The organism is Psychromicrobium lacuslunae, from assembly GCF_000950575.1.
In the GTDB taxonomy this organism is placed as follows: domain Bacteria; phylum Actinomycetota; class Actinomycetes; order Actinomycetales; family Micrococcaceae; genus Renibacterium; species Renibacterium lacuslunae.
Window position 1 is genome coordinate 2,862,096 of sequence record NZ_CP011005.1, and the last position, 20,771, is coordinate 2,882,866.

The 20,771-nt window shown below is 56.8% G+C and carries 18 protein-coding genes and 2 tRNA genes; 4 read left to right on the forward strand and 16 right to left on the reverse strand.

The genetic code is table 11. The features are described 5' to 3' along the window. Positions 1-6: 6 nt before the first annotated feature. Together UM93_RS13435 and UM93_RS13440 are read right to left on the reverse strand one after the other, a co-directional pair. Positions 7-2,946, reverse strand: a complete 2,940-nt coding sequence (locus UM93_RS13435) for a helix-turn-helix transcriptional regulator (RefSeq protein WP_045076052.1) — start codon at positions 2,944-2,946, stop codon at positions 7-9. Between the two features lie 110 nt (positions 2,947-3,056). Further along, the gene (locus UM93_RS13440) at positions 3,057-3,296 is read right to left on the reverse strand and encodes a hypothetical protein (RefSeq protein WP_045076053.1); all 240 of its coding nucleotides are present in this window, start codon (positions 3,294-3,296) and stop codon (positions 3,057-3,059) included. Positions 3,297-3,676: 380 nt separating this feature from the next. Here UM93_RS13440 and UM93_RS13445 point away from each other — a divergent pair, with 380 nt between their 5' ends. Continuing rightward, positions 3,677-4,471 (forward strand): hypothetical protein, encoded by a 795-nt coding sequence (locus UM93_RS13445; RefSeq protein ID WP_045076054.1) that lies wholly within the window; start codon positions 3,677-3,679, stop codon positions 4,469-4,471. 209 nt (positions 4,472-4,680) lie between these two features. Here the strand turns inward: UM93_RS13445 and UM93_RS13450 are convergent, their stop codons facing one another. Next, positions 4,681-5,562, reverse strand: a complete 882-nt coding sequence (locus UM93_RS13450; protein WP_045076055.1) for a rhomboid family intramembrane serine protease — start codon at positions 5,560-5,562, stop codon at positions 4,681-4,683. A gap of 25 nt (positions 5,563-5,587) precedes the next feature. Then, positions 5,588-6,130: a peptidylprolyl isomerase gene (locus UM93_RS13455; protein ID WP_045076056.1), complete on the reverse strand. Its 543-nt coding sequence runs from the start codon at positions 6,128-6,130 to the stop codon at positions 5,588-5,590. Positions 6,131-6,246: 116 nt separating this feature from the next. On the opposite strand from UM93_RS13455, the gene UM93_RS13460 reads away from it, so the two are divergent. Both UM93_RS13460 and UM93_RS13465 read left to right on the forward strand, forming a co-directional pair. Further along, positions 6,247-7,161, forward strand: a complete 915-nt coding sequence (locus UM93_RS13460; RefSeq protein WP_045076057.1) for a hypothetical protein — start codon at positions 6,247-6,249, stop codon at positions 7,159-7,161. A gap of 43 nt (positions 7,162-7,204) precedes the next feature. Further along, positions 7,205-8,098 carry a glycosyltransferase family 2 protein gene (locus UM93_RS13465; RefSeq protein WP_082057156.1) on the forward strand — a complete coding sequence of 298 codons (894 nt, stop codon included), beginning with the start codon at positions 7,205-7,207 and terminating at the stop codon, positions 8,096-8,098. Between the two features lie 57 nt (positions 8,099-8,155). Here UM93_RS13465 and UM93_RS17945 read toward each other — a convergent pair whose 3' ends face one another. The 12 genes from UM93_RS17945 to dnaA all read right to left on the reverse strand — a co-directional run bounded on the left by UM93_RS17945 (position 8,156) and on the right by dnaA (position 20,271). Continuing rightward, positions 8,156-8,299, reverse strand: coding sequence for a hypothetical protein (locus UM93_RS17945; protein WP_234399319.1), 144 nt, complete (start codon positions 8,297-8,299; stop codon positions 8,156-8,158). Positions 8,300-8,638: 339 nt separating this feature from the next. Further along, positions 8,639-8,711: transfer RNA gene (locus UM93_RS13475), tRNA-Ala, on the reverse strand. Between the two features lie 14 nt (positions 8,712-8,725). After that, the gene (locus tag UM93_RS17950) at positions 8,726-8,845 is read right to left on the reverse strand and encodes a DLW-39 family protein (RefSeq protein WP_234399320.1); all 120 of its coding nucleotides are present in this window, start codon (positions 8,843-8,845) and stop codon (positions 8,726-8,728) included. 20 nt (positions 8,846-8,865) lie between these two features. Then, a tRNA-Ile gene (locus UM93_RS13480) sits at positions 8,866-8,939 on the reverse strand. Between the two features lie 128 nt (positions 8,940-9,067). After that, complete coding sequence (locus UM93_RS13485; protein ID WP_045076058.1) at positions 9,068-9,553, reverse strand: DUF3566 domain-containing protein; 486 nt, start codon at positions 9,551-9,553, stop codon at positions 9,068-9,070. After that, on the reverse strand, positions 9,550-12,141 hold the full coding sequence (gene gyrA, locus UM93_RS13490) for a DNA gyrase subunit A (protein WP_045076059.1): 2,592 nt from the start codon (positions 12,139-12,141) through the stop codon (positions 9,550-9,552). Before gyrA ends, UM93_RS13485 begins: the two co-directional genes overlap by 4 nt. Positions 12,142-12,181: 40 nt before the next feature. Continuing rightward, positions 12,182-14,221, reverse strand: coding sequence for a DNA topoisomerase (ATP-hydrolyzing) subunit B (gyrB, locus tag UM93_RS13495; RefSeq protein ID WP_045077465.1), 2,040 nt, complete (start codon positions 14,219-14,221; stop codon positions 12,182-12,184). A 316-nt stretch (positions 14,222-14,537) separates the two neighbouring features. Continuing rightward, positions 14,538-15,158: a DciA family protein gene (locus UM93_RS13500; protein WP_082057158.1), complete on the reverse strand. Its 621-nt coding sequence runs from the start codon at positions 15,156-15,158 to the stop codon at positions 14,538-14,540. Next, positions 15,148-16,350, reverse strand: coding sequence for a DNA replication/repair protein RecF (gene recF, locus UM93_RS13505; protein ID WP_045076060.1), 1,203 nt, complete (start codon positions 16,348-16,350; stop codon positions 15,148-15,150). The genes UM93_RS13500 and recF overlap by 11 nt, the downstream gene beginning before the upstream one ends. A gap of 1 nt (position 16,351) precedes the next feature. Further along, a complete protein-coding gene (gene gnd, locus UM93_RS13510) occupies positions 16,352-17,236 on the reverse strand; it encodes a phosphogluconate dehydrogenase (NAD(+)-dependent, decarboxylating) (protein ID WP_045076061.1) in 885 nt (294 codons plus the stop codon). A 23-nt stretch (positions 17,237-17,259) separates the two neighbouring features. Next, positions 17,260-18,384 (reverse strand): DNA polymerase III subunit beta, encoded by a 1,125-nt coding sequence (dnaN, locus tag UM93_RS13515; RefSeq protein WP_045076062.1) that lies wholly within the window; start codon positions 18,382-18,384, stop codon positions 17,260-17,262. Between the two features lie 474 nt (positions 18,385-18,858). Next, complete coding sequence (dnaA, locus tag UM93_RS13520) at positions 18,859-20,271, reverse strand: chromosomal replication initiator protein DnaA (protein WP_045076063.1); 1,413 nt, start codon at positions 20,269-20,271, stop codon at positions 18,859-18,861. 361 nt (positions 20,272-20,632) lie between these two features. Between dnaA and rpmH the strand changes: the two genes are divergently transcribed. Next, on the forward strand, positions 20,633-20,770 hold the full coding sequence (gene rpmH / locus UM93_RS17500; RefSeq protein WP_074588526.1) for a 50S ribosomal protein L34: 138 nt from the start codon (positions 20,633-20,635) through the stop codon (positions 20,768-20,770). Position 20,771: the final 1 nt, after the last annotated feature.

Genomic DNA, 20,771 nt, shown 5'->3' on the forward strand with positions numbered 1-20,771 from the left:
TGAGGATCAGCTAGAGCTAGCCAGCACGGCTGCCTCTGTTCGACTGCTTGCGCCAAGTTTGCGCAGGATCGCCGAGACGTGCACGCTCGCGGTTTTTGTGCTGATGAAGAGACGCTCGCCAATTTGGCGATTACTTAATCCTTCAGAAATTAATGCCAGCACCTGAGCCTCCCGCGCGGTGAGTTGCAAGGAGTCTGCTGGGCCGCGTTTCCTGGACTTACCTTCGACGGCCAATCCGGCCAGTTCCGCTGCGTCGAAGGCGTGTTGTTCGATCAGTCGCGCGCCCAGCATCCTCGCGCCGCTAATGGCCTGATCGAACTCCCGCTGGGCTGCCTCCCGCTCACCCCGGGCAAGCCAGGCTAAGGCAAGTCGATATCGTGCATAGGGCCTGAAGATGGCCTGCGCTTCGGCCGCCTGAAGCTGCTCGACAGCGGCCCGCCAAAGCTCCGGATCATCACCGATTCCGGCGGATCCGCCAAGCTCGGCGTCAAAAATACTCCTCCAGCTGGCAGCGGTCGGCCAAAAGGCGCAATCCTCCAAAAGGTTCCGCCATTGTGCCTCGGTGGCTGCAAGCTCTTCGGCTGAAAGACCGGCCAGACTACTTTCGATGGCAAAGCCCGAACCGGAGACTCTTTCCCGTACCCGGGCGAGCAGCCGGGCGGCGATTCCCAGCAGAGGCAGATCATAAGCTGGTGCAAAACAATGTTCAACGGTCAGGTACCGAGTTTGTTGCCACGCGGTTTCAAGGTCCCCAGCGGAGAGTAGAACTTCTATTGTGGCCCGAGCGCTCTGCATTCTGGTTTGCAATTCTTGCGCGGCAAGCCGCTCCGTGGCGGCACGCCAGCCGCGGTAGAGTTCCATCGACCGTTCGGGGTCTCCCTGCCAGAGTGTAAGCAGCATCTTGGATTGCCGCAGGTAGATCTGGAAAGCTAGTGGCGGTTCTAGCGCCAAGGTGCGATCCAGCATCTCCTCGGCCTCGGCCCAACGCCCCAATGCCATGAGCGGCTCCACCGCATTAGAGGCCATAATGGCTCCCGAGCTGCGTTCAACGCCCACCGCCTTGGCGCGTCGAATGCCTTCAATGGCAAGTTCCGCAGATTCCTCATAGCGACCCAATAGGTTGGTCATATCCGAGGCGTTGACCCGATACCTCAGCAGCGCGCTGGCGTCACCTTCGGCGAGCGGTTCCGCAGAAGCAAGGGTTTTTAGTCCTTCGTCCAACTCGCCCAGTTGAGCCAAACTGCAACCCGAAATGCTGGCAGCAATAGAAAGATCCCGTGCGGAATGACCACGCGCTATCCGCTCGACCTCGCCACTGACCCGAATCGCTTCCCGGTAATTACCCATGATCATCTGCCGGGCAGCAATGTTATTGAGCAAACTAGCTCGTAAGTAGGCGGGAGCATCGGCAGGTAGCAGGGTAAGCGCCTGCTCAAGCAGTTCAAGGCTTCCGGACCTGCTAATGGTGGTCAGATACATAGCTTTATCGCGCAGCAATTTCACCTGAGTCAGCGCCTCCCGCGGCTCAGGATCGGCCAAAGCGGCATCGAGCGTTGAAATAGCACGGTCGCTGTCCCCGGCGTTCCGCAAGGCGCTGGCGGCACGCCTCATCAGTTCAACTCTCGATACTCCGGCGAGCTCGGCGGCATCCGGCAACTGATCCCAGAGTTCAAGTAAACGTTCGGCGAGCTGCGCCTCGCTGGCGAAGGCATAGCCGGCATGTGCTTCCTGCATGGCGGCCACCGTGGCTGGGAAGGCTTGTTGGGCGTTTCGAGCCGACATCCAGTGATAGGAGATCTCGGCAGATGACGGCACCGCAGTCGCAGTACGGGCTAGTTCGACGGCGTAACCGGCGTGAAACCTCAGCCGCTCACCGGGTAATAAGTCGGCGTAAATGGCTTCCCGCACCAAAGCGTGCCGGAAGGTGTAACTATCCGCCTCGGCGATCAACACACTCTCCGACACAGCCTCCCGCAAGGAGAGTTCAAGTTCAGCCAGGTCACCGTCGAAGATCCGCTCCAGCAGCTGATGATCGACTGACATCCCGCCCACCGAAATCAGCCGAAGTACTTTTTGAGCCAGCGTCGAAAGCCGCTCGTAACGTGCCAGCAGAAGTTCCCGCAGAGTATCCGGCAAGTCATCTCCGCTACAGGTTTCATCAAGCCCCAGCAGCTCTTCAACGAAGAAGGGTACCCCCTCACTCCGTTCAAATACTCGATCTATCGCGGCACTCGCCGGTGCACTACCCACAATTGCCTGCGCCTGAGCGGCCACCTGATCTCGGGAAAGCCGGCCAATATCGTGTCGCGCAACCCGTCGGGTGCGATCCAGCTCGGTCAGGAAGCCGCGCACCGGGTGGCCGCGTGGTACGTCCTCACTGCGATAACTCAGCAACAGCATCACTCGATCACAACTGAGCGCCCGCACCACAAAGGACAGTAATCGCAAGGTAGCGGTATCCGCCCAATGTAAATCCTCAACGATCGCCACTACTGTGCGTTTTTGAGCCAAGGTTTCCAGTACCACGGCCACCGTTTCGTGTAGGCGGCCCAGACCCCCGGAACCAGAAGAACTCTCTAGACTGCCGATCTCCCCGTTCGATGCCAGCGAGGGTAGCAGTGCGGCCAGGGTGTCCCTTCCCGGACCGGCGGCGTCCAGTACTGCAACCGCGCCCAATTGGCCGACCAAATCCCGTAATAGATCGATCACCGGAGCGTAAGGAGTGGCAACTTGGCCCAGGTCCACACATTGACCCCGAATCACCAAGGCGCTGTCTTTCACTTCTCGACGAAAGTCGGTGATGAGCCGCGTCTTACCGATTCCCGCCTCGCCACTGAGCACGATGCCACGCGGTTCCCCTCCGTCAACCACCTCGAAGAGCTGCCTTAGCACCGAAAGATCGGCCTCGCGGCCGATCATCGTTGGGCTGCTCACCGGTACGTTCATCAATTCATCGTTTCATAGACCACCGACGCGGAGTCAATGGTTGCTAAGCGAATCTAGTCAGCATTATCACCGTTCCTGACGGCTGACCGGCTGCCGCCTCGCAGAGTGAGCTACTGGGTGGCTTTGAGCAGTGCGGCTGCTGAATCACAGTTCGGCAGCTGCCCGCTGCGCACTCTCCGCCCGGTCGCAAGACCCGCGATTAGCCGCTCAAGCCAGTTATGCTGTGACCTCGACAACCTGCCTTCCGCTGCCGCCTCCTTCATCATCCGACGAAGCTCCAATTCTTTGCGCAGCTCTCGCTGCTCCGCCTCGGCTAAACTGCTTGAAATCTGGGCTGGGATGATATTCATCGTTCCTCCTATGGACTGTCCCGATGAACTCAATATTTCTCTCTAAGGTGGCAGTGCTACCTCCGGCAAGTGCCCTATTTTTTGGAAAAAATCCCTACTATTCACCGCTGAGACTAGGTAGTTTGCGCCGTAACTAGCCCCGAACTAGCCCCGAGAAAACACCGAGAAAATTCAACTCGGCAGCAAACTACAAGCGTGTAAGTTATGCCCAGTTGTGAATAAGCCTGTGGATAACTTGCTGCTGTGTAGCCACGGAGTCACCGCAGTGTTGCTGGCGTAGAGCTGTGAATTTGCTGAGGTTGACTTTGCCTGGGCTGAGTCGATGTAATTGAAAGGACTTACGCCAATCGTTGGCGTTTCCGACATGATGGGGATTTAGCATGCCGATAACCAAGATCAAACCCGGCCTATCACGATTTTCAGCACTGACTGGGGTAGCTGCCATCGCCGTATTCGCCCTGGTCGGCTGTGGTGGAGGTGGCTCAACCGCTCCTACTAGCACGTCTAGCGAAAAGACCTCGGCAAGCGAGCAAACGAGCTCCAGCGAGGAAAGCTCTTCGAGCGAGCAAAGCAGCAGTGACCGCTCTCCTGAGAGCACCGCCTCAGAGAGTGCGAGCAATGCTCCTGCCGATACCGGTAAGGCTGGTGCCCTGACTCCTCCTGGCACCAAGCTGAAAGTCGGCCAATCAGCTAACACTCACGCCAATACCGGCAAGGATCCCAAGGATGCTAAATACAAAGAGGCCACTTACACCACCACGGTAACCAAGATCGTTGCCGGTGGTCCTGCGGACCTCTCAAAGTTCAAGGACGCGGCTAAGTATGCAGGCCAAACTCCCTATTATGTCTTCGCCGACCACAAGCTCACTTCGCTGAACAAGCCCGGCGTGGGTTTGAGTGCACCGTCCTTAGATGCCCAACTCAAAGATGGCACCGATGCCCAGAAGCTGCTCGTTATCGGTAGCTTCGATCAGTGCAAGACCAAGTCTTTTGAAACCACTGGCAGCGGTGACACGCTGAGCTACCAGGTGGGTAGCGTCTCCACGACGTGCAATATTTTCCTGGCTCCGAAGGGCGATGCGATTAGCTCGGTGAGCTACGACGACCCGCGCTTCAGCTACGCGAGTTACAGCGACAACCAGTACCGGGACAACCCGATCATCTGGACGAAGTAACTCATAACAATAGCGGCGGCCCCTCCGACCAATCGGAGGGGCCGCCGCTATTGTTATGGCTGTCGTAGTCGTCATGCCCACGACATGCTGGGGATAACAGTGCTACGGGGCCACGGTCCCGTCAAACTACACGGTCCCTCAAACTACATGGTCCCGTCGAACTACACGCCTGTAAGTTATACCCAGCTGTTAATAAATCTGTGGATAACTCAGAATTGGTAAAGCTGGCTAATCTCGTGCAGCGCAGCGGTCCGCCAGACCGTGATGACCAACAGAATGAGCAACACAGCCAGCACACCGCCCCATTGCAAGACCCGCTGGCTCTTCCCGGCCGGGGCATAAATCAGCACCAGGCCAACCAGAGCCCCGCCGATCAAGCCGCCAAGATGGGCTTGCCAGGCGATATTGGTACCGGGCAAGAAGCCGATCACGCCATTGATGACCAGTAGCACCAGAATCTGCCGGATATCACCGCGGCGCTTTAGCTGCAGTACGAAGAGAGCGCCAAAAAGACCAAAAATAGCGCCGGAAGCACCAACGACGCCCTGACCTGGCTCACCCAGCAACAGCACGCCGACCGAACCAGCTAGGCCCGAAACCAGGAACAACACCGAAAACCGAAGTCTGCCTAGCACCGGTTCCAGTACAGTCCCCAACACATAAAGCGAATACATATTCAACAGGATGTGCAGCAAGAACCCGGTGGAATGAGTGAAAATCGAGGTCACCATCCGCCACGGCTCAGTCTCGGTGGTGACCGGCGCATAAACGAACTGGCCAAGCAGATTCAGGCCCGGAATCCACTCACCGATAAACACCAGCACGCAGATGCCGATCAGGGTAAAGGTCACCACCGGCCGCCCAGCACGGGCCAGCCCGCCAAAAGCACCGCGGCTAACTGGTGCCGTCTTAGCAGTCTCTCGAACGCAGTCCACGCATTGAATTCCGACGGCAGCCTGTCGCTGGCACTCGGTACAGGCTGGTCGGCCGCACCGCTGACAACGCACGTAGGCGACGCGGTCTGGATGTCTCGGACACACCGGGACTTCGGCGCCTTGCCCTGATGCTGCCGTCGGAATTCCGTAACTCACAGTTTTTATACCTTTGGTTTTAGTTTCAGAGCTTCTCGATGGTCACGGAATTGATCACCACGTCCTCGAGCGGACGATCACCACGAGCGGTCGGAACGGCCTCAATTTCGTCCACAACGGCCTTGGACGCCTCATCGGCTACCTCACCGAAGATCGTGTGCTTGCCCTGCAGATGCGGGGTGGGCACAGTGGTGATGAAGAACTGTGAACCATTGGTGCCATGACCCATCTGGATGCCGGCATTCGCCATCGCAAGCAGGTAGGGCTTGTTGTAAACCAGTTCGGGATGAATCTCATCGTCAAAGGTGTAGCCCGGACCGCCGACGCCCTGGCCGAGCGGATCGCCGCCCTGCAGCATGAACTGGCGGATAATGCGGTGGAAGATCACCCCGTTGTAGAAGGGTTCATTGCTCTGTTCCCCGGTGCCCGGATGAGTCCAGGTCTTCTCGCCGGTGGCCAGGCCAACAAAGTTCTCAACGGTTTTGGGTGCGTGGTTACCGAACAGGTTCAGCACGATGTCACCGTGATTGGTATGAAGGGTCGCTTTTGCGGTAGGAATAGCAGTCATAACGCAATTCTTCCACGTCTAGATCGCAGTTTGCCCGGTTCCACTGAGAGCGCAGACTCGCAGGCCGGACCTAATCGACGTAGGCTAGGGAGAAATCCACAAATTGGGAGGTAGTTGTGAAAAAGGCAGACCAGGTAGCTCGTGACTTTGATGAAACCTTGAGTAACGGCGTCGAAGCCGCGCGGAACTGGGCGGAAAAGAGCATTGAATCCGCGTCCCCTAAGGTTCAAGAGGGCCTGCGTAAAGCGGCGCAATTCACCGCTGATGGTGTGGCCACGGTGACTCCCAAGATTCAAGAGGGCTTAGAGAAATTCGGCCCCCGCCTTTCCGAGGCGGTGGATGATGCTGCCCCGAAGATTGCCGAGGCGTTGGAGAAAGCCACCCCGGCCCTACAAAGTGCCAAGGACAAAGTGGTTGAGGAATATCTACCACTGATCTCGGATAAGCTCGGCGATGCCGCTCAGGCAGTGGGTAAGGCACTCGACGGAGCAAATCAGAACATTACCGAATACGTGAACGAACACGTTGAACCCGCCGCAAGCCAATTGGTCAGCAAGGCCTCAGACGCCGTAGCTCCGGTGGTCAAGCAAAGCAAGGGCGCCTTGAAGAAAGCGCAGAAGGCCGCCGAAAAGGCCGCCAAAGAAGCGGCCGATCAGCTCAAGCGTGAGCAGAAGAAGGCCAATAAGTCCGGCGGCAAGGGCTGGATCGTGTTCGGTATCATTGCTGCCGCGGTGGCGGCTGGTGCCGCAGTCTGGCGGGCCTCTCGTCCGGTTGAGGACCCTTGGAAGACCCCGGTTCCGGTCAAGCAAGCGGCAGAGAAGGCGACAGAAACCGCAACCGAGGTGAAAGAATCCGTCAAGGAGCAGGCAGAGAAAGTCACCGAAAAAGCGGAAGACGCGGTTGACGAGGCCAAAGATAAGGTTGCCGAGGCCGCGGATAAGACTAAGAGCGCGGTAAAGCACAAGGCTGAAGAAGTTAAGGCGGGTGTCGAGGAAGCCGCCAAGGACGTGAAAGACGCCACCGAGAAGTAAATATCGCCGCTTCCCGGCGTCTCGATGCTAAGTTTGGTACATAATGCCAAGCGACATAGCCGAGTCCGGCAACAACTCAGCGGCCCGCGGCTCGTCCGCGGGCCTGCCGAGTGTATCCATCGTGATACCCGCCTTTAACGAGGAAAGCGTGATTCGGCAGTGTTTGATCGCTGCCGTTTACCAATCGGTACCGGCCGATGAAATCATCGTGGTGGACAATCGTTCCACCGATTCCACCTGCGCGATTGTCGAGCAAATGCAGCTGGAATACCCCGAAAGCCCTATTCGCTTGCTGCACCAGAACGAAGAGCAAGGACTGATCCCGACCCGGAACTTCGGTCTCAACCACGCCAGCGGCGATGTCCTGGGGCGGATTGATGCTGATTCCGTGCTCGAACCAGACTGGGTAGAGCACGTTCAACAGGCCTTCCGGGACCAGCAAGTTTCGGCGGCCACTGGACCGGTGGTCTATTACGATATGCCGATGCGTCGCTTCGGATTAAAGGCCGACGATAAGATGCGTCAGCTCATGCTGCGGCTGGCGAAACATCAGTACCACTTCCTTTTCGGCTCCAATATGGCGTTGCGCCGCAGTGCGTGGTTGGAGATTCGTGCTGAAACCTGTCGGGATGAGAAGGATGAGATGCATGAAGATATTGATCTTTCGCTGCATCTGGCCGATCACGAACTCAAGGTGCAATATGTCCCGGCGATGGTAAGCGGCATGTCCGCCCGTCGACTGGAGGATTCGCCCCGAGACTATCGCTACTATGTCAGCCGCTTTGAGCGTACTTATAAGGCCCACAATGTGAAAAACCTGGCCCTCAAAGCGCCCATGGTGGTGTTCTTCTCGGTGTACTTCCCGGCCAAGGTACTACGTGCTGTACACACCGCCAGTGTTAATCAAATGACCCGCCGGGGCGCTCTCAAGCCCTGAAATCCCCTCTCACGGTACTCAGCCGCGTCCTCCGCTACTTCCACCACCGTCGAGTGTTTATAGCGGCCAGTCGGTGTGTTGATAGGGGACGGCGACAATCTGGTTCGAATCCTGGTAGACGATTCTCCCCGGCGACATTGTCCTCAGCTCAGTCCACGGCACCTGGTACCGATCAAGTAATTCCAGGTACTGCTCGGTCATCTCCAATAGCTGCTGGGCACCAGCTCTAAACCAGGAACACGCCCCCGGGTTGAGCACCGGTCATAGCATTCAGCTTGCACGCTCGAGGGATCCAAATACAAGGCGTTCGCCCAATCATTCGTCTTTCGAAGCCAGCGCGCATCAGGGCTGCTGAGCATACCTTGCCGATGCAGGCCATTGGCCATCGCAAACACCCCAGGATACCGACCATGACGGTTAGGAACCGCGCTCTGGAAACGTAGGTAGCTCACCGGCTTAGCCTATCCAGACCTCAGGGTTCGTCAAACGATCTGCGCGGAAAGAAAAGGGCCGATCCGGTGTGGATCGGCCCTTCGACGGTGGAGGCACGGGGACTCGAACCCCGAACCCCCTGCTTGCAAAGCAGGTGCGCTACCAATTGCGCCATGCCCCCGTCAGTGCTGGAAGCTATTCAACTTTATCAGTTGCTTCGTTCCAGACGTTCTTTTGTGCATTGGAATCCTGAAGTTTTTTTCTCAGAAAAATCACACCAGCCACCGCAGCTGCGATGATGATCAGCTTTTTCATCGGACCTCCTCAAGATTCCGTGGGCGTACCAGGACTTGAACCTGGGACCTCTTCGTTATCAGCGAAGCGCTCTAACCGCCTGAGCTATACGCCCCCACGACCCTCTCGGGCCGAGATAAAACTCTACCGCAAACTGCCGACCTCTCCAAATGGACCGCAGTGAAGACCCACACCCTCAAGGACTCCGCACCGAGGCACGCGCCGAGGGAAGGTCTGGGGACTTCAGTCGTCGGTCAGGGTAACCCCAATACCGCCGACCAAAGTGGCCGAGATGTTGTACAACACGGCGGCCAACATGGACAGCGCGGTCAGCAGCACCACGTTCACCACCGCGAGAATTACCGCGTAGGAAGCAACCAAGCCAAGCGAGGCAAAGGACTTAATATCGACCTTCCCACCCTCACTGCCCTGGAAATCCTGCAGTAATGAGTTGACCCGGTCGAAAACACCGGTCAGATCCAGCACACCCCAGAGCACGATGGCTGCCACCACAGTGATGATGCCAAGTGCCACCGAGAGCAGGAAGGCCATCTTGAGCACCGACCATGGATCCAAGCGGGAAACTTGCAGCCGAGCTCGGCGCACTTTGCCCTTGGGAGCTGGCTTCACCAGGCCCGGCCGTGCCGCCGCTGGCTTAGTGGCCGAGGCCGGCCTCTGGGTAGGACGCGCCGGCGCGCCTACTTTAGCTCCGGAGTTGTTCGTGCTCAATCGTTGCCTCCCTCGTCAGCAGCCGCTTGCTGGCTGGCATTATCTGGCTCAGCTTCACTCTGGCTTGCCGTTTGGTCTTCAGTCAACGGTACTTCATCTTCTTCGCTCTCGCCCACTAAGCTCTCCAGACCACGTTCGCTGTTTCGTGCGACTTCAATGATCCGATCGTTCTTATCCGGCTTAGCAAAGATCACGCCCATGGTGTCACGACCCTTAGCGGGGACTTCGGCAACGTTAGAACGAACCACCTTGCCGCCTTCCATCACCACCAGCACTTCGTCGTCATCTTTCACAATGAGCGCGCCGACCAAGTCACCGCGATCCTCAACCAGTTTGGCAACCTTAATACCCAGACCGCCTCGTCCCTGGGTACGATATTCGTCCACTGCGGTGCGCTTAGCGTAGCCGCCCTCGGTGACCACGAAAACGTAGGAATCATCGGTGACCACATCAGCGGCCAGCAACTCATCGCTTTCCCGGAACTTCATTCCGGTCACCCCTGAGGTGGCGCGGCCCATCGGACGCAGTGCCTCGTCGGTGGCGGTGAAGCGAATTGATTGCCCCTTGCGGGAAACTAACAGCAAGTCGTCGGTCTCGGAGACCAGCTGAGCGGAAACCAGTTCGTCTTCGTCGCGCAGGTTGATCGCGATCACACCGGCGGTCCGGTTGGTGTCGTAATCCTCCAAACGAGTCTTCTTGACCAAGCCGTTCTTGGTGGCCAGCACCAAATACGGCGACTGGGCGTAATCTCGCAGATCGAGAACCTGAGCGATCTTCTCCTCCGGTTGGAAAGCCAGCAGATTAGCCACATGCTGCCCCTTAGCATCCCGGCCAGCTTCTATCAGCTCATAAGCCTTAGCGCGATATACCCGGCCCAGGTTGGTGAAGAACAGCAACCAGTGATGGGTGGTGGTGACAAAGAAGTGTTCGACGACGTCGTCGCCGCGTAGCTGGGCACCCTTAATGCCCTTGCCGCCGCGATGCTGGGAACGATAGTTGTCGCTGCGGGTGCGCTTCACGTAACCGCCGCGAGTGATGGTGACCACCATTTCCTCTTCGGGAATCAGGTCTTCCATGCTCATATCACCGTCGTAGCCGAGCATGATCTGGCTGCGCCTGTCGTCACCGTACTTCGCCACGATCTCAGCGAGCTCCTCGCTGACAATGCCACGCTGCACATCCTCGGAACCAAGAATCCGGTTGTACTCGACAATCCGGGCCTCAATCTCGGCGTGCTCATCCAAGGTCTTCTGGCGTTCCAGCGCAGCAAGTTTTCGAAGCTGCATATCCAAAATAGCGTTGGCCTGCAGATCGTCGATATCGAGCAGTTCCTTCAAGCCGGCCCGTGCTTCTTCTGCCGAAGGAGAACGACGGATCAAGGCAATTACCTCGTCCAGGGCATCCAGCGCTTTAAGCAGACCACGCAGGATGTGTGCACGAGCCTCATCCTGACGGAGCAGGAAGCGGGTACGACGCACAATGACTTCCATCTGGTGCGTTACCCAGTGACGAATGAAGGCGTCAAGGCTCAGCGTGCGGGGCACGCCGTCAACTATGGCCAGCATATTCGCGCTGAAGTTCTCCTGCAGCGAGGTGTGCTTGTAGAGGTTGTTGAGCACCACTTTGGCCACCGCGTCGCGTTTGAGCACGATCACCAAACGCTGGCCAGTACGACCTGAAGTCTCGTCACGCAGATCGGCAATGCCGCCAATCTTGCCGTCCTTGACCAGTTCGGCGATCTTCACCGCGAGATTATCCGGGTTCGCCTGGTACGGCAGTTCAGTGACCACCAGGCAGGTGCGGCCCTGGATTTCTTCGACATTGACCACGGCCCGCATGGTGATTGAGCCACGACCAGTGCGATAAGCCTCTTCGATACCCTTATGCCCCAGGATCTGGGCGCCAGTGGGGAAATCCGGGCCTTTGATCCGCTGGATCAGCGCCTCAAGCAGTTCTTCCTTGCTGGCGGTCGGGTTCTGCAAGTACCACTGCACGCCCTCGGCTACTTCGCGCAGGTTATGCGGCGGAATATTGGTGGCCATACCCACCGCGATACCTGAGGAGCCGTTCACCAGGAGATTCGGGAAACGGGCCGGCAGGATGATCGGCTCTTGGTTCTTGCCGTCATAGTTGTCTTGGAAATCGACTGTGTCCTTGTCGATATCGCGGACCATTTCCATCGCCAAGGGCGCCATCTTGGTTTCGGTATAACGCGGTGCAGCGGCACCATCATTACCCGGCGAACCGAAGTTCCCTTGACCCAGCGCCAAGGGGTAGCGCATGGTCCAGTCCTGGATCAGTCGAACCAAGGCATCATAGATCGCCATGTCGCCATGTGGGTGGTACTGACCCATCACCTCGCCGACCACGCGGGCGCACTTATTGAAGGACCGGTCCGGCCGGTAACCGCCGTCGTACATCGCGTACAGCACCCGTCGGTGCACGGGTTTCAAACCATCGCGCACATCGGGTAGCGCACGACCGACAATAACCGCCATCGCGTAGTCCAGATAGGATCGCTGCATTTCAGTCTGCAGATCGACCTGTTCAATCCGGTCTGTCAGATCTCCGCCAGTTGCGTCACTCATCTTTGTCTTCCTCTACTAAAAGTCTGATCCGAAATGTCGCTTAGATGTCCAGGAACCGGACATCCTTGGCATTTTGCTGGATGAAGTGTCGACGGGACTCCACATCTTCGCCCATCAGCACCGAGAAGGTTTGATCGGCGGCCGCCGCGTCCTCCATGGTGACCTGCAACAGGGTGCGATGATCGGGATCCATCGTGGTGTCCCAGAGTTCGGTGTAGTCCATCTCGCCGAGGCCCTTATAACGCTGGATGCCGTTTTCTTTCGGAATTCGGTGACCAGCGGCCAGGCCCTTGGTCAATGCCTCGTCTCGCTGCTTATCGGAGAAGACATAATCATGGGCTGCATTGGACCACTTGATTCGATACAGCGGTGGCTGGGCCAAGTAAACGTAGCCACTTTCTACCAGCGGACGCATATAGCGGAACAGCAAGGTCAACAACAGAGTAGTGATGTGTTGGCCGTCGACATCGGCATCGGCCATCAACACGATCTTGTGATAGCGCGCCTTCTCGACGTCGAAATCCTCACCAATGCCAGCGCCAAAGGCCGTGATCATGGCCTGTACTTCGGCATTGCCGAGGGCGCGGTCAAGCCGAGCACGTTCAACATTCAAGATCTTGCCACGCAGCGGCAAGATCGCCTGGGTCTCGGGGTTGCGGCCACGTACCGCGGAACCACCAGCGGAGTCACCCTCCACGATGTAGATCTCGCTCTTCGAAGGATCCTTCGACTGGCAGTCCTTGAGCTTTCCGGGCATCCCGCCAGATTCCAAGAGGCCCTTACGGCGAGTGGATTCGCGCGCTTTCCGCGCGGCCAAACGAGCCTGAGCAGCCTGGATGGACTTACGAATAACGTCACGCGCCGGCCCAGGATTCCGTTCTAGCCAGTCACCCAACTCATCGGTCACCACCCGCTGCACAAAACCCTTGGCTTCGGAGTTACCGAGCTTAGTTTTAGTCTGGCCTTCGAACTGCGGTTCGGAGAGTTTGACCGAGATAACCGCAGTGAGGCCTTCACGGATATCGTCACCGGTGAGATTCTCATCCTTTTCTTTAATGATGTTTTTCTCACGGGCATAACGATTGATCAACGAGGTCATGGCAGCACGGAACCCCTCTTCGTGAGTACCGCCTTCGTGCGTGTTGATCGTGTTGGCGTAGGTGTGCACGCTTTCTGAATACGCGGTAGTCCACTGCATCGCGAGTTCCAAGGCGATCGAGCGGCCGTCGTTATCCTTGTTCTCGCTCTCGAAAGCGATCACATCAGGGTTAACGACCTCAACCTTCTTGGACGAGTTCAGGTAGGTAACGTAGTCGATCAAACCATTGTCATACTGGTAAATCACCTGACGGTGACTCGGCGTCTCCTCGGCCGAATCCTCATCCGTGGCGATTTCCTCATCAACTTCCTCAACCACTCGCTCGTCGGTCAGAGTAATTCGCAGCCCCTTATTCAGGAAGGCGTACTGCTGGAAACGAGCCCGCAGTGTCTCGAAATCATAATCAGTGGTTTCGAAAATGGCCGGATCAGCGTAGAAGGTCTGGGTGGTACCGGTCTCTTCGGTCGGTTCCCCCTTGCGAAGCGAACCAACCGGCTTACCGCCATCCTTGAAGGACTGATACCAAGTGAAGCCCTGCCGTTTGATCCGGGTCTCCATTTTGGTGGAGAGCGCATTCACCACTGAGACGCCCACCCCGTGCAGACCACCGGAAACCGCATAACCACCGCCACCGAATTTACCGCCGGCGTGCAAGATGGTCATCACCACCTCGACGGTCGATTTACCTTCGGTGGGGTGCATATCCACCGGGATGCCACGGCCATCGTCTTCCACCCGGACGCCACCATCAGCTTGCAAGGTAATCTCAATATGCGTGCAGTACCCGGCCAAGGCTTCATCAACTGAGTTATCGACGATCTCGGTGATCAAGTGGTGTAAGCCACGGGGCCCGGTCGATCCGATATACATGCCGGGACGCTTACGAACAGCTTCCAAGCCTTCCAAAACGGTGATGTCGCTAGCGCCATAGTCGGAATCTTCAGGCGAAACATGGGAAGTAGGCTTCCCTTGTTTCGCCAGTTGGGTCGCTTCTTCGTCCGTGGGTTCCGGATTCTGCGGGTTTTCTGAGTTGCTGGTGGACACAGGCGTGCTCGACCCCTTTATTTTGTTCGTAGTTCTGACACCATCACCCGGACGCAGCTGACGACCGGAAAGATGTAAAACGGCTAAAATAACTCTTAAGGACTATTCTACAGGGTCTTGAAGTTTTAGAGCTAAAACCGACACACAAATGCCCTTGAACAGCCTGTAACCCCGCTCAGGACGAATTTGAAACTCGCCGTATGGGTCCTAGACAGCTCGTGGAGCTCTCAAGCTCTCACAGCGCTTTGTGCGATTAGCCGTAGGTATCTCGAGGACCTCTGCCGTTAACCGTTCGGCTGCCCTTGCGCCAATTAGGTGCGGTTGGGGCTAGAACATGTATTTTGGTCACCACACCAGAACCTAAATCACTGTCAAAACGAGCCAAGAGGGAGGTCGAAAGTAACCTGAGCTGGGTCGCCCAACTGGTCGAATCACAGCGTACATGTAACACGGTGCCCTCGAAGGATTCCGGCTGACAGTGGGCTGCGATCTCGGTGCCCACCAGGCTATCCCATTGCGCCATTACCGACCCAACGGCCACCGGAGAAGTCCAGCCCCGCTCTGCGACCATTCGATCAATGATTCCGCCAAGCCCTTGTGGGTCTCTCGCGGATTGCCCTGGGCTGTTACGGCGAGTCGGGTTTTTCTTCTGCTGACGATGCGCGGAGGCACTGCGAACTCGCCGTTCGCCGCGAGCGGAGGCAGCCTGTCTCATCCGATTGAGTGCCGCTTGAGCGGCGTCTAATTGTTCGCCTAACTCTTCGGTTTCGGCTGTTCCGGAATCGGGATTTCCAAGCCGCGCCGCAGCGGATTGCGTCGCCGAATCTGTGGACTCAGTGGCTCCATCTGACTCCGGGGGTTGATCACTGACCATCGATAACACCAGCGGAAATGACACGAATACGCTGGCCGCTCAGTTCGGCGGGGATATCGTCCTCAACCGCAGCGGTAACCAGTACTTGCTCGGCGGAAGCAACCATTTTCGCCAATTTCGTGCGTCGAGCAACATCGAGCTCGGCGAATACATCGTCCAGAATCAGGATCGGATCGGATCCCAGAACACCTTGTTCAGCATCGTCGCGCAGCACCCGATACGAGGCGAGTCGCAGTGCTAGAGCAACTGACCAGGTCTCACCGTGGGAAGCATAGCCACGCGCCGGGGCATCACCTAGTTGCAGCTCTAACTCATCACGATGCGGTCCGATCAGGGTAATACCGCGGTCCATCTCCCGCGAACGCGCCGCGCTCAAAGCGTTCAGATAACGATCAGTCAGTTCCAGCTCGCTCAGCTCAGCTAGACCCTCCGCTTCGGTAGCTTCAGTCGGAGTCGAGTCGTTATCCTCCTCATAGCCGGTCAAATTGGAGCGATATTTAGCGGTCAGTCCCTTTGAGCCATCGGTCAACTGAGCATAAGCCTCGGCAAGGGGTCCTCGTAACCCAGCCAGCAGCTCTAGTCGAGCTGCCAACAGCTGCGCTGCCGCAGCAGCCAGATGTTGATCCCAGACTTCGATGGTGGAGACGAACTCGGGGGTAGCTTGCTTGCGAAATCCGCCATGACTACGGGCCGATTTGAGTAGTGCATTGCGCTGCTTGAGTACCCGATCGTAGTCGGCGCGCAGGCCAGCAAAGCGAGGATGCAGTAATTGCAGGAGATCGTCAAGAAACCGCCGCCGATTCCCCGGATCTCCCTTCACCAAAGCCAAATCCTCGGGCGCAAAAAGCACAGTCCGACAGAGCCCCAGAATGTCTCGAGCCCGCACCGGGTTGGCCCGGTTAATTCGGGCCCGATTTGCTCGCCCCGCATTGATTTCGACCTCGAGGCTCAATCGCTGCTGAGCACGTACTAAGGCACCGCGAATAATCGCGCGCTCCGCACCGAAACGGATCAGCGGCCCATCCTGAGAAACCCGATGGGATGCCAGCGAACTGAGGTAACCCAGGGCTTCAATCAGGTTGGTCTTCCCCAGGCCATTGGAGCCGACAAAAACTGTGACGCCAGGTGCAAGCTCAAGATCGACCTGCGGATAGCTCCGAAAATCGGTCAGCGAAAGCTTTTCTAGATACACACTACTTAGCGGGTTTCGTGGCGTGGCCACCGAACTGATTACGCAGCGCAGAAACCATCTTATTTGCCGGTGAGCTGTCCTCACGAGAGGCAAATCGAGCAAAAAGCGCCGCGGTAATCGCTGGTGCTGGCACCGCGTTGGCGATCGCCTCTTCAACCGTCCAGCGACCTTCACCAGAATCTTCGACATAATCGTCGATAGAGGCCAGACCGGGATCTTCTTCAAGGGCTTTGACCATCAAATCCAGCAGCCAGGAGCGCACTACGGTGCCCTTCTGCCAAGCCCTGAAAGTACCGGGGAGATCGGTAATGATGTCTTTCGCGGCGAGTAACTCGTAGCCTTCGGCGTAGGACTGCATCAGCCCGTATTCAATGCCGTTGTGCACCATTTTGGCATAGTGTCCTGCACCAACCGCACCGACGTGAACAAAACTATCGGCCCGCTCGCCTTCCGGTCGGAGCGCATCAAACACCGGCAGCAGGCTTTCGATATCAGCATCACTTCCGCCGGCCATCAGGCCATAGCCATTTTCCAGGCCCCAGACTCCGCCAGAAACTCCGCAATCGACAAAGCGGATTGATTTTTCAGCAAGCTGAGCAGCATGTTTCTGATCTTCGGTGAAACGAGAATTTCCACCATCAATGATCAGATCACCCGCGCTGAGCAATGAAGCCAACTGATCAATCACAGAATCGGTAATCTGTCCGGAAGGCACCATCACCCAGACAACTTTGGGTGAAGGCAACGCTTCAACCAGCGCTTCAACTGTCGCCACGTCGGTGACCTCAGGGTTCCGGTCATAACCGGTTACCTCAATGCCACCTTGGCGCAGCCGGGCGCGCATATTGAAACCCATTTTTCCAAGGCCAATCAGACCAATGTGCATTTTCAAACTCTTTCGACGGGGAATTATTGGTTAGGCAAACGGACCGGCATCACCAGGTAGCGATAATCGTCCTGATCGTCACCGTCGATGTCGTTTTGCGCCGTCATCATCACCGGTTTAGGCGCGGAAGTGAAAGAGAATCGGACAAACTTGCTCTCGAAGGCACCCAATCCTTCGCTCAGGTAATGCGGGTTGAAAGCCACCGTGATCTCTTCGCCGGACAAACCTGCTTCCAGGGCCTCCGAGGCTTGAGCATCTTCGCCGGTGCCGGCGTCCAAACTTAGTTGCCCGTCGGTGAACGCAAGTCGCACCGGGGTATTCCGCTCGGCCACCAAGGCAACACGACGGACCGCTTCCACCAGCGATGCCGTTTCAACCGTGGCATGAATGGGCGTGCTATCCGGGAAAAGCGAGCGAATCTTGGGATAGTCACCATCGACCAGCAACGAGGTAGTCCGACGGCCGCCACTTTCAAAACCGATGAGTTCGGAGTTGTCAGAAAGCGCGATATTGATATCCCCTGCTCCACCCAGGGTTTTTGCGACCTCACTGAGGGTCTTGGCTTTGACCAGAGCCGACGTTGAAATGCCGGGCACGGCCGGTTTCCAGTGAACTTCCCGCATCGCCAAGCGATAGCGGTCGGTAGCTAGCAGGGTAATCAGGTCATCCTCAATCTCCAGCTTCACGCCGGCGAGGATAGGCAGCGTGTCATCCTTGCTGGCTGCCACCGTAACTTGAGCAATAGCACGGGCAAAAGCATCCCCGGGAACCGTTCCACTCAGCTGAGGTAGGGCCGGCAATTCTGGGTAATCTGCTTCCGGCATGGTGGCCAAATTGAAGCGCGAGTTCCGGCAACTCAAGGTCACTTTCGACCCGTCGGTGAAAACTTCGACCGGCGCTGCCGGCAGGCTGCGGCAAATATCGGCGAGCAGGCGGCCGGACACCAAAATGGTGCCTTCCTCAGCAATATCTGCTGGGATTTCTAGTCGAGCAGAGATCTCATAATCGAAACTTGAAAGACTGAGGGTGCCAGCTTCGGCCTTGAGCAGGAGCCCTGAAAGCACCGGAACCGGTGGCCTGGGAGACAATGCTCGAGCGGCCCATCCCACCGCATCGTTGAGAACATCCCGTTCGACTCGAAACTTCACGGCTAGGGTGCCCCTTCTCTCCAGGTTGCTGCTCCAAATGACATACTCCCAAACAGCTTAGCCGCTCCCAGGGCTCATTCGTCTATGTGGTTCATCTCAAAGCTTCAAGCTCAGCTCTTTGGCAGGTCAGCTCGGCTCAGTTCAGGTGAGCTTAGATCCGAAAAGTGTCTAGTTTCGGTGCAGTCTGATCTGGGTAGTTGTTTTTTGGAAGAACAAATTAATTGGGATTCGTAGTGTTAATAACAGTTGTGGAAACTGTGGATAACTCGGCTCTTCGGCTGATTCTCGGAGTTTTAAGTGTGAACAACATGTTGGTTCAGTCTGTTGGAATGCACTGGTCTCGGTGGACAAACTTCCTTGTGTTTACTGGCTTCCACAGATCTGGCCGGGTTGTTAGCAGAGTTGACCGATTTGTCCACGGCGTAATCCACAACCTTTTCCACAGCTGTTAAAAACTATCCTTCAACTTGAGCTTCAACCTTCGCGCTGCTGTTGTTTGATCAGATTGGTGAGCTCGGTGACCTGGTTGAAGATAGTGCGGCGTTCAGCCATCAGTTCGCGGATTTTACGATCGGCGTGGATCACCGTGGTGTGATCTCGGCCGCCGAGTTCCTGGCCAATTTTTGGCAGCGAGAGGTCGGTAAGTTCTCGACAGAGGTACATCGCGATCTGCCGGGCGTTGACCAGGGTACGGGTTCTCGATTTGGACTGCAGCTCTTCAAGGCTGAGTTTGAAGTACTTGGCCGTTTGACCAAGGATTGTCGAGGCGGTGATTTGTTGATCTCCCTCGTCGGTAATCAGGTCCTTGAGCACTGTCTCCGCGAGATTGACATCGACAGGTTGGCGGTTCAGCGAGGCAAAGGCAGTGACCCTAATCAGTGCACCCTCGAGCTCACGAATATTTGTCGAGATCTTAGAGGCGATGTATTCCAGCACATCGTCGGGGGCATGCAACCCCTCGCCAATAGCCTTCTTGCGTAAGATCGCGATTCGCGTTTCCAATTCAGGAGGCTGCACATCGGTGAGTAGTCCCCACTCAAAGCGGGAGCGCATTCGTTCCTCGAAGCCGGAGAGTTGCTTCGGCGGAAGATCGGAGGTGATCACAACCTGCTTATTGTGATTGTGCAGGGCATTGAAGGTATGGAAGAACTCTTCCTGGGTGGCCTCTTTGCCGGAGAGAAACTGGATGTCATCGATCAGCAGGATGTCGACGTTGCGATAGGTGGTCTTGAAGCTCGTGCCTTCGTCATAGCGGATCGAGTTGATGAACTCATTGGTGAACTCTTCCGAGTTGACGTATCGGACCCGAATCCCGCTATAGAGTCGGCGAGCATAATGGCCAATGGCGTGCAGCAGATGGGTTTTACCGAGTCCTGAGTCTCCATAGATAAAGAGCGGGTTGTACGCTTTGGCGGGTGCCTCAGCGACTGCCACTGCCGCGGCATGTGCAAAACGGTTGGATTGACCGATGACGAAGGTATCGAAAATGTATTTCGGGTTCAGCCGGCCAAACTCATTCGAGGTGCTTGGTGGTGTTGGCTGAGGACGCGCCTCTTCCTCGGTATTGTTGCTGGATTCAGCTACCTCAGGATTGGGTTCTTCATCAACTAGTGGTGCCAGCTCGGTATCTATACTGATTGCACACAAAATGTCCTCACCGAAGATTTCGCGGAGCGCCAGCTCTAAGGAACCTTTTATCTGGTTCTGCAGCACTTCACGCGTCAGTTCATTCGGTACCGCGACCAATAAAGTTGAGCCGAACAGTCCCTGCGCCTGCGCCAGCGTGATGAATCCTCGTTGTCGCGGGGAAACATGTTCATCAGCCTCAAGAAGCTTGACGACCTTACGCCAAGATGTCGCGACATCGTCTTTACCGTCTGTGCTCATGCTTTCCCCGCTGTCTTAGTTACCGGACCTGATGCAGATGACCGAGTACCAAGGACTCGCTGCGTAGGGTCATCCATCAAGAGTAGGGGATTGCCGAAGCAACTGGTAGCGCCCTCAACCATCGTAGACTGCTTGTGGATAACTCGTACTACAACCCGGCTATTACTGATGCCTAGGCTGTTGACGAATGGTTTGAGGCAGCTTGTACTGAGAGCCTCAGTTTGACTGAGTGGCTCGCAATGGCCTAACGTTAGGAAGTCCTTTGTGCCTGCTAATAGGCACGCGATATTTCAGCGTCGGCCTGTTTCTTCCCCAGTCGCAACAGCCTCGGCGCGTCCACGATTTTCTTGGAGTTGACACCGTGAGCAAGCGGACTTTTCAGCCGAATAACCGCCGTCGTGCCAAAAAGCACGGCTTCCGTCTGCGGATGCGTACCCGTGCGGGTCGCGCCATTCTCGCCGCACGTCGGTCTAAGGGACGTGTGGAGCTGTCGGCTTAGG

Excerpts from the sequence above, each read along its gene's own strand:
- UM93_RS13435 (WP_045076052.1), bottom strand. The coding sequence starts at position 2,946 with ATGAACGTACCGGTGAGCAGCCCAACGATGATCGGCCGCGAGGCCGAT.
- UM93_RS13440 (WP_045076053.1), bottom strand. The coding sequence starts at position 3,296 with ATGAATATCATCCCAGCCCAGATTTCAAGCAGTTTAGCCGAGGCGGAG.
- UM93_RS13445 (WP_045076054.1), top strand. The coding sequence starts at position 3,677 with ATGCCGATAACCAAGATCAAACCCGGCCTATCACGATTTTCAGCACTG.
- UM93_RS13455 (WP_045076056.1), bottom strand. The coding sequence starts at position 6,130 with ATGACTGCTATTCCTACCGCAAAAGCGACCCTTCATACCAATCACGGT.
- UM93_RS13465 (WP_082057156.1), top strand. The coding sequence starts at position 7,205 with ATGCCAAGCGACATAGCCGAGTCCGGCAACAACTCAGCGGCCCGCGGC.
- UM93_RS17945 (WP_234399319.1), bottom strand. The coding sequence starts at position 8,299 with ATGACCGAGCAGTACCTGGAATTACTTGATCGGTACCAGGTGCCGTGG.
- UM93_RS17950 (WP_234399320.1), bottom strand. The coding sequence starts at position 8,845 with ATGAAAAAGCTGATCATCATCGCAGCTGCGGTGGCTGGTGTGATTTTT.
- gyrA (WP_045076059.1), bottom strand. The coding sequence starts at position 12,141 with ATGAGTGACGCAACTGGCGGAGATCTGACAGACCGGATTGAACAGGTC.
- UM93_RS13500 (WP_082057158.1), bottom strand. The coding sequence starts at position 15,158 with ATGGTCAGTGATCAACCCCCGGAGTCAGATGGAGCCACTGAGTCCACA.
- gnd (WP_045076061.1), bottom strand. The coding sequence starts at position 17,236 with ATGCACATTGGTCTGATTGGCCTTGGAAAAATGGGTTTCAATATGCGC.
- dnaA (WP_045076063.1), bottom strand. The coding sequence starts at position 20,271 with ATGAGCACAGACGGTAAAGACGATGTCGCGACATCTTGGCGTAAGGTC.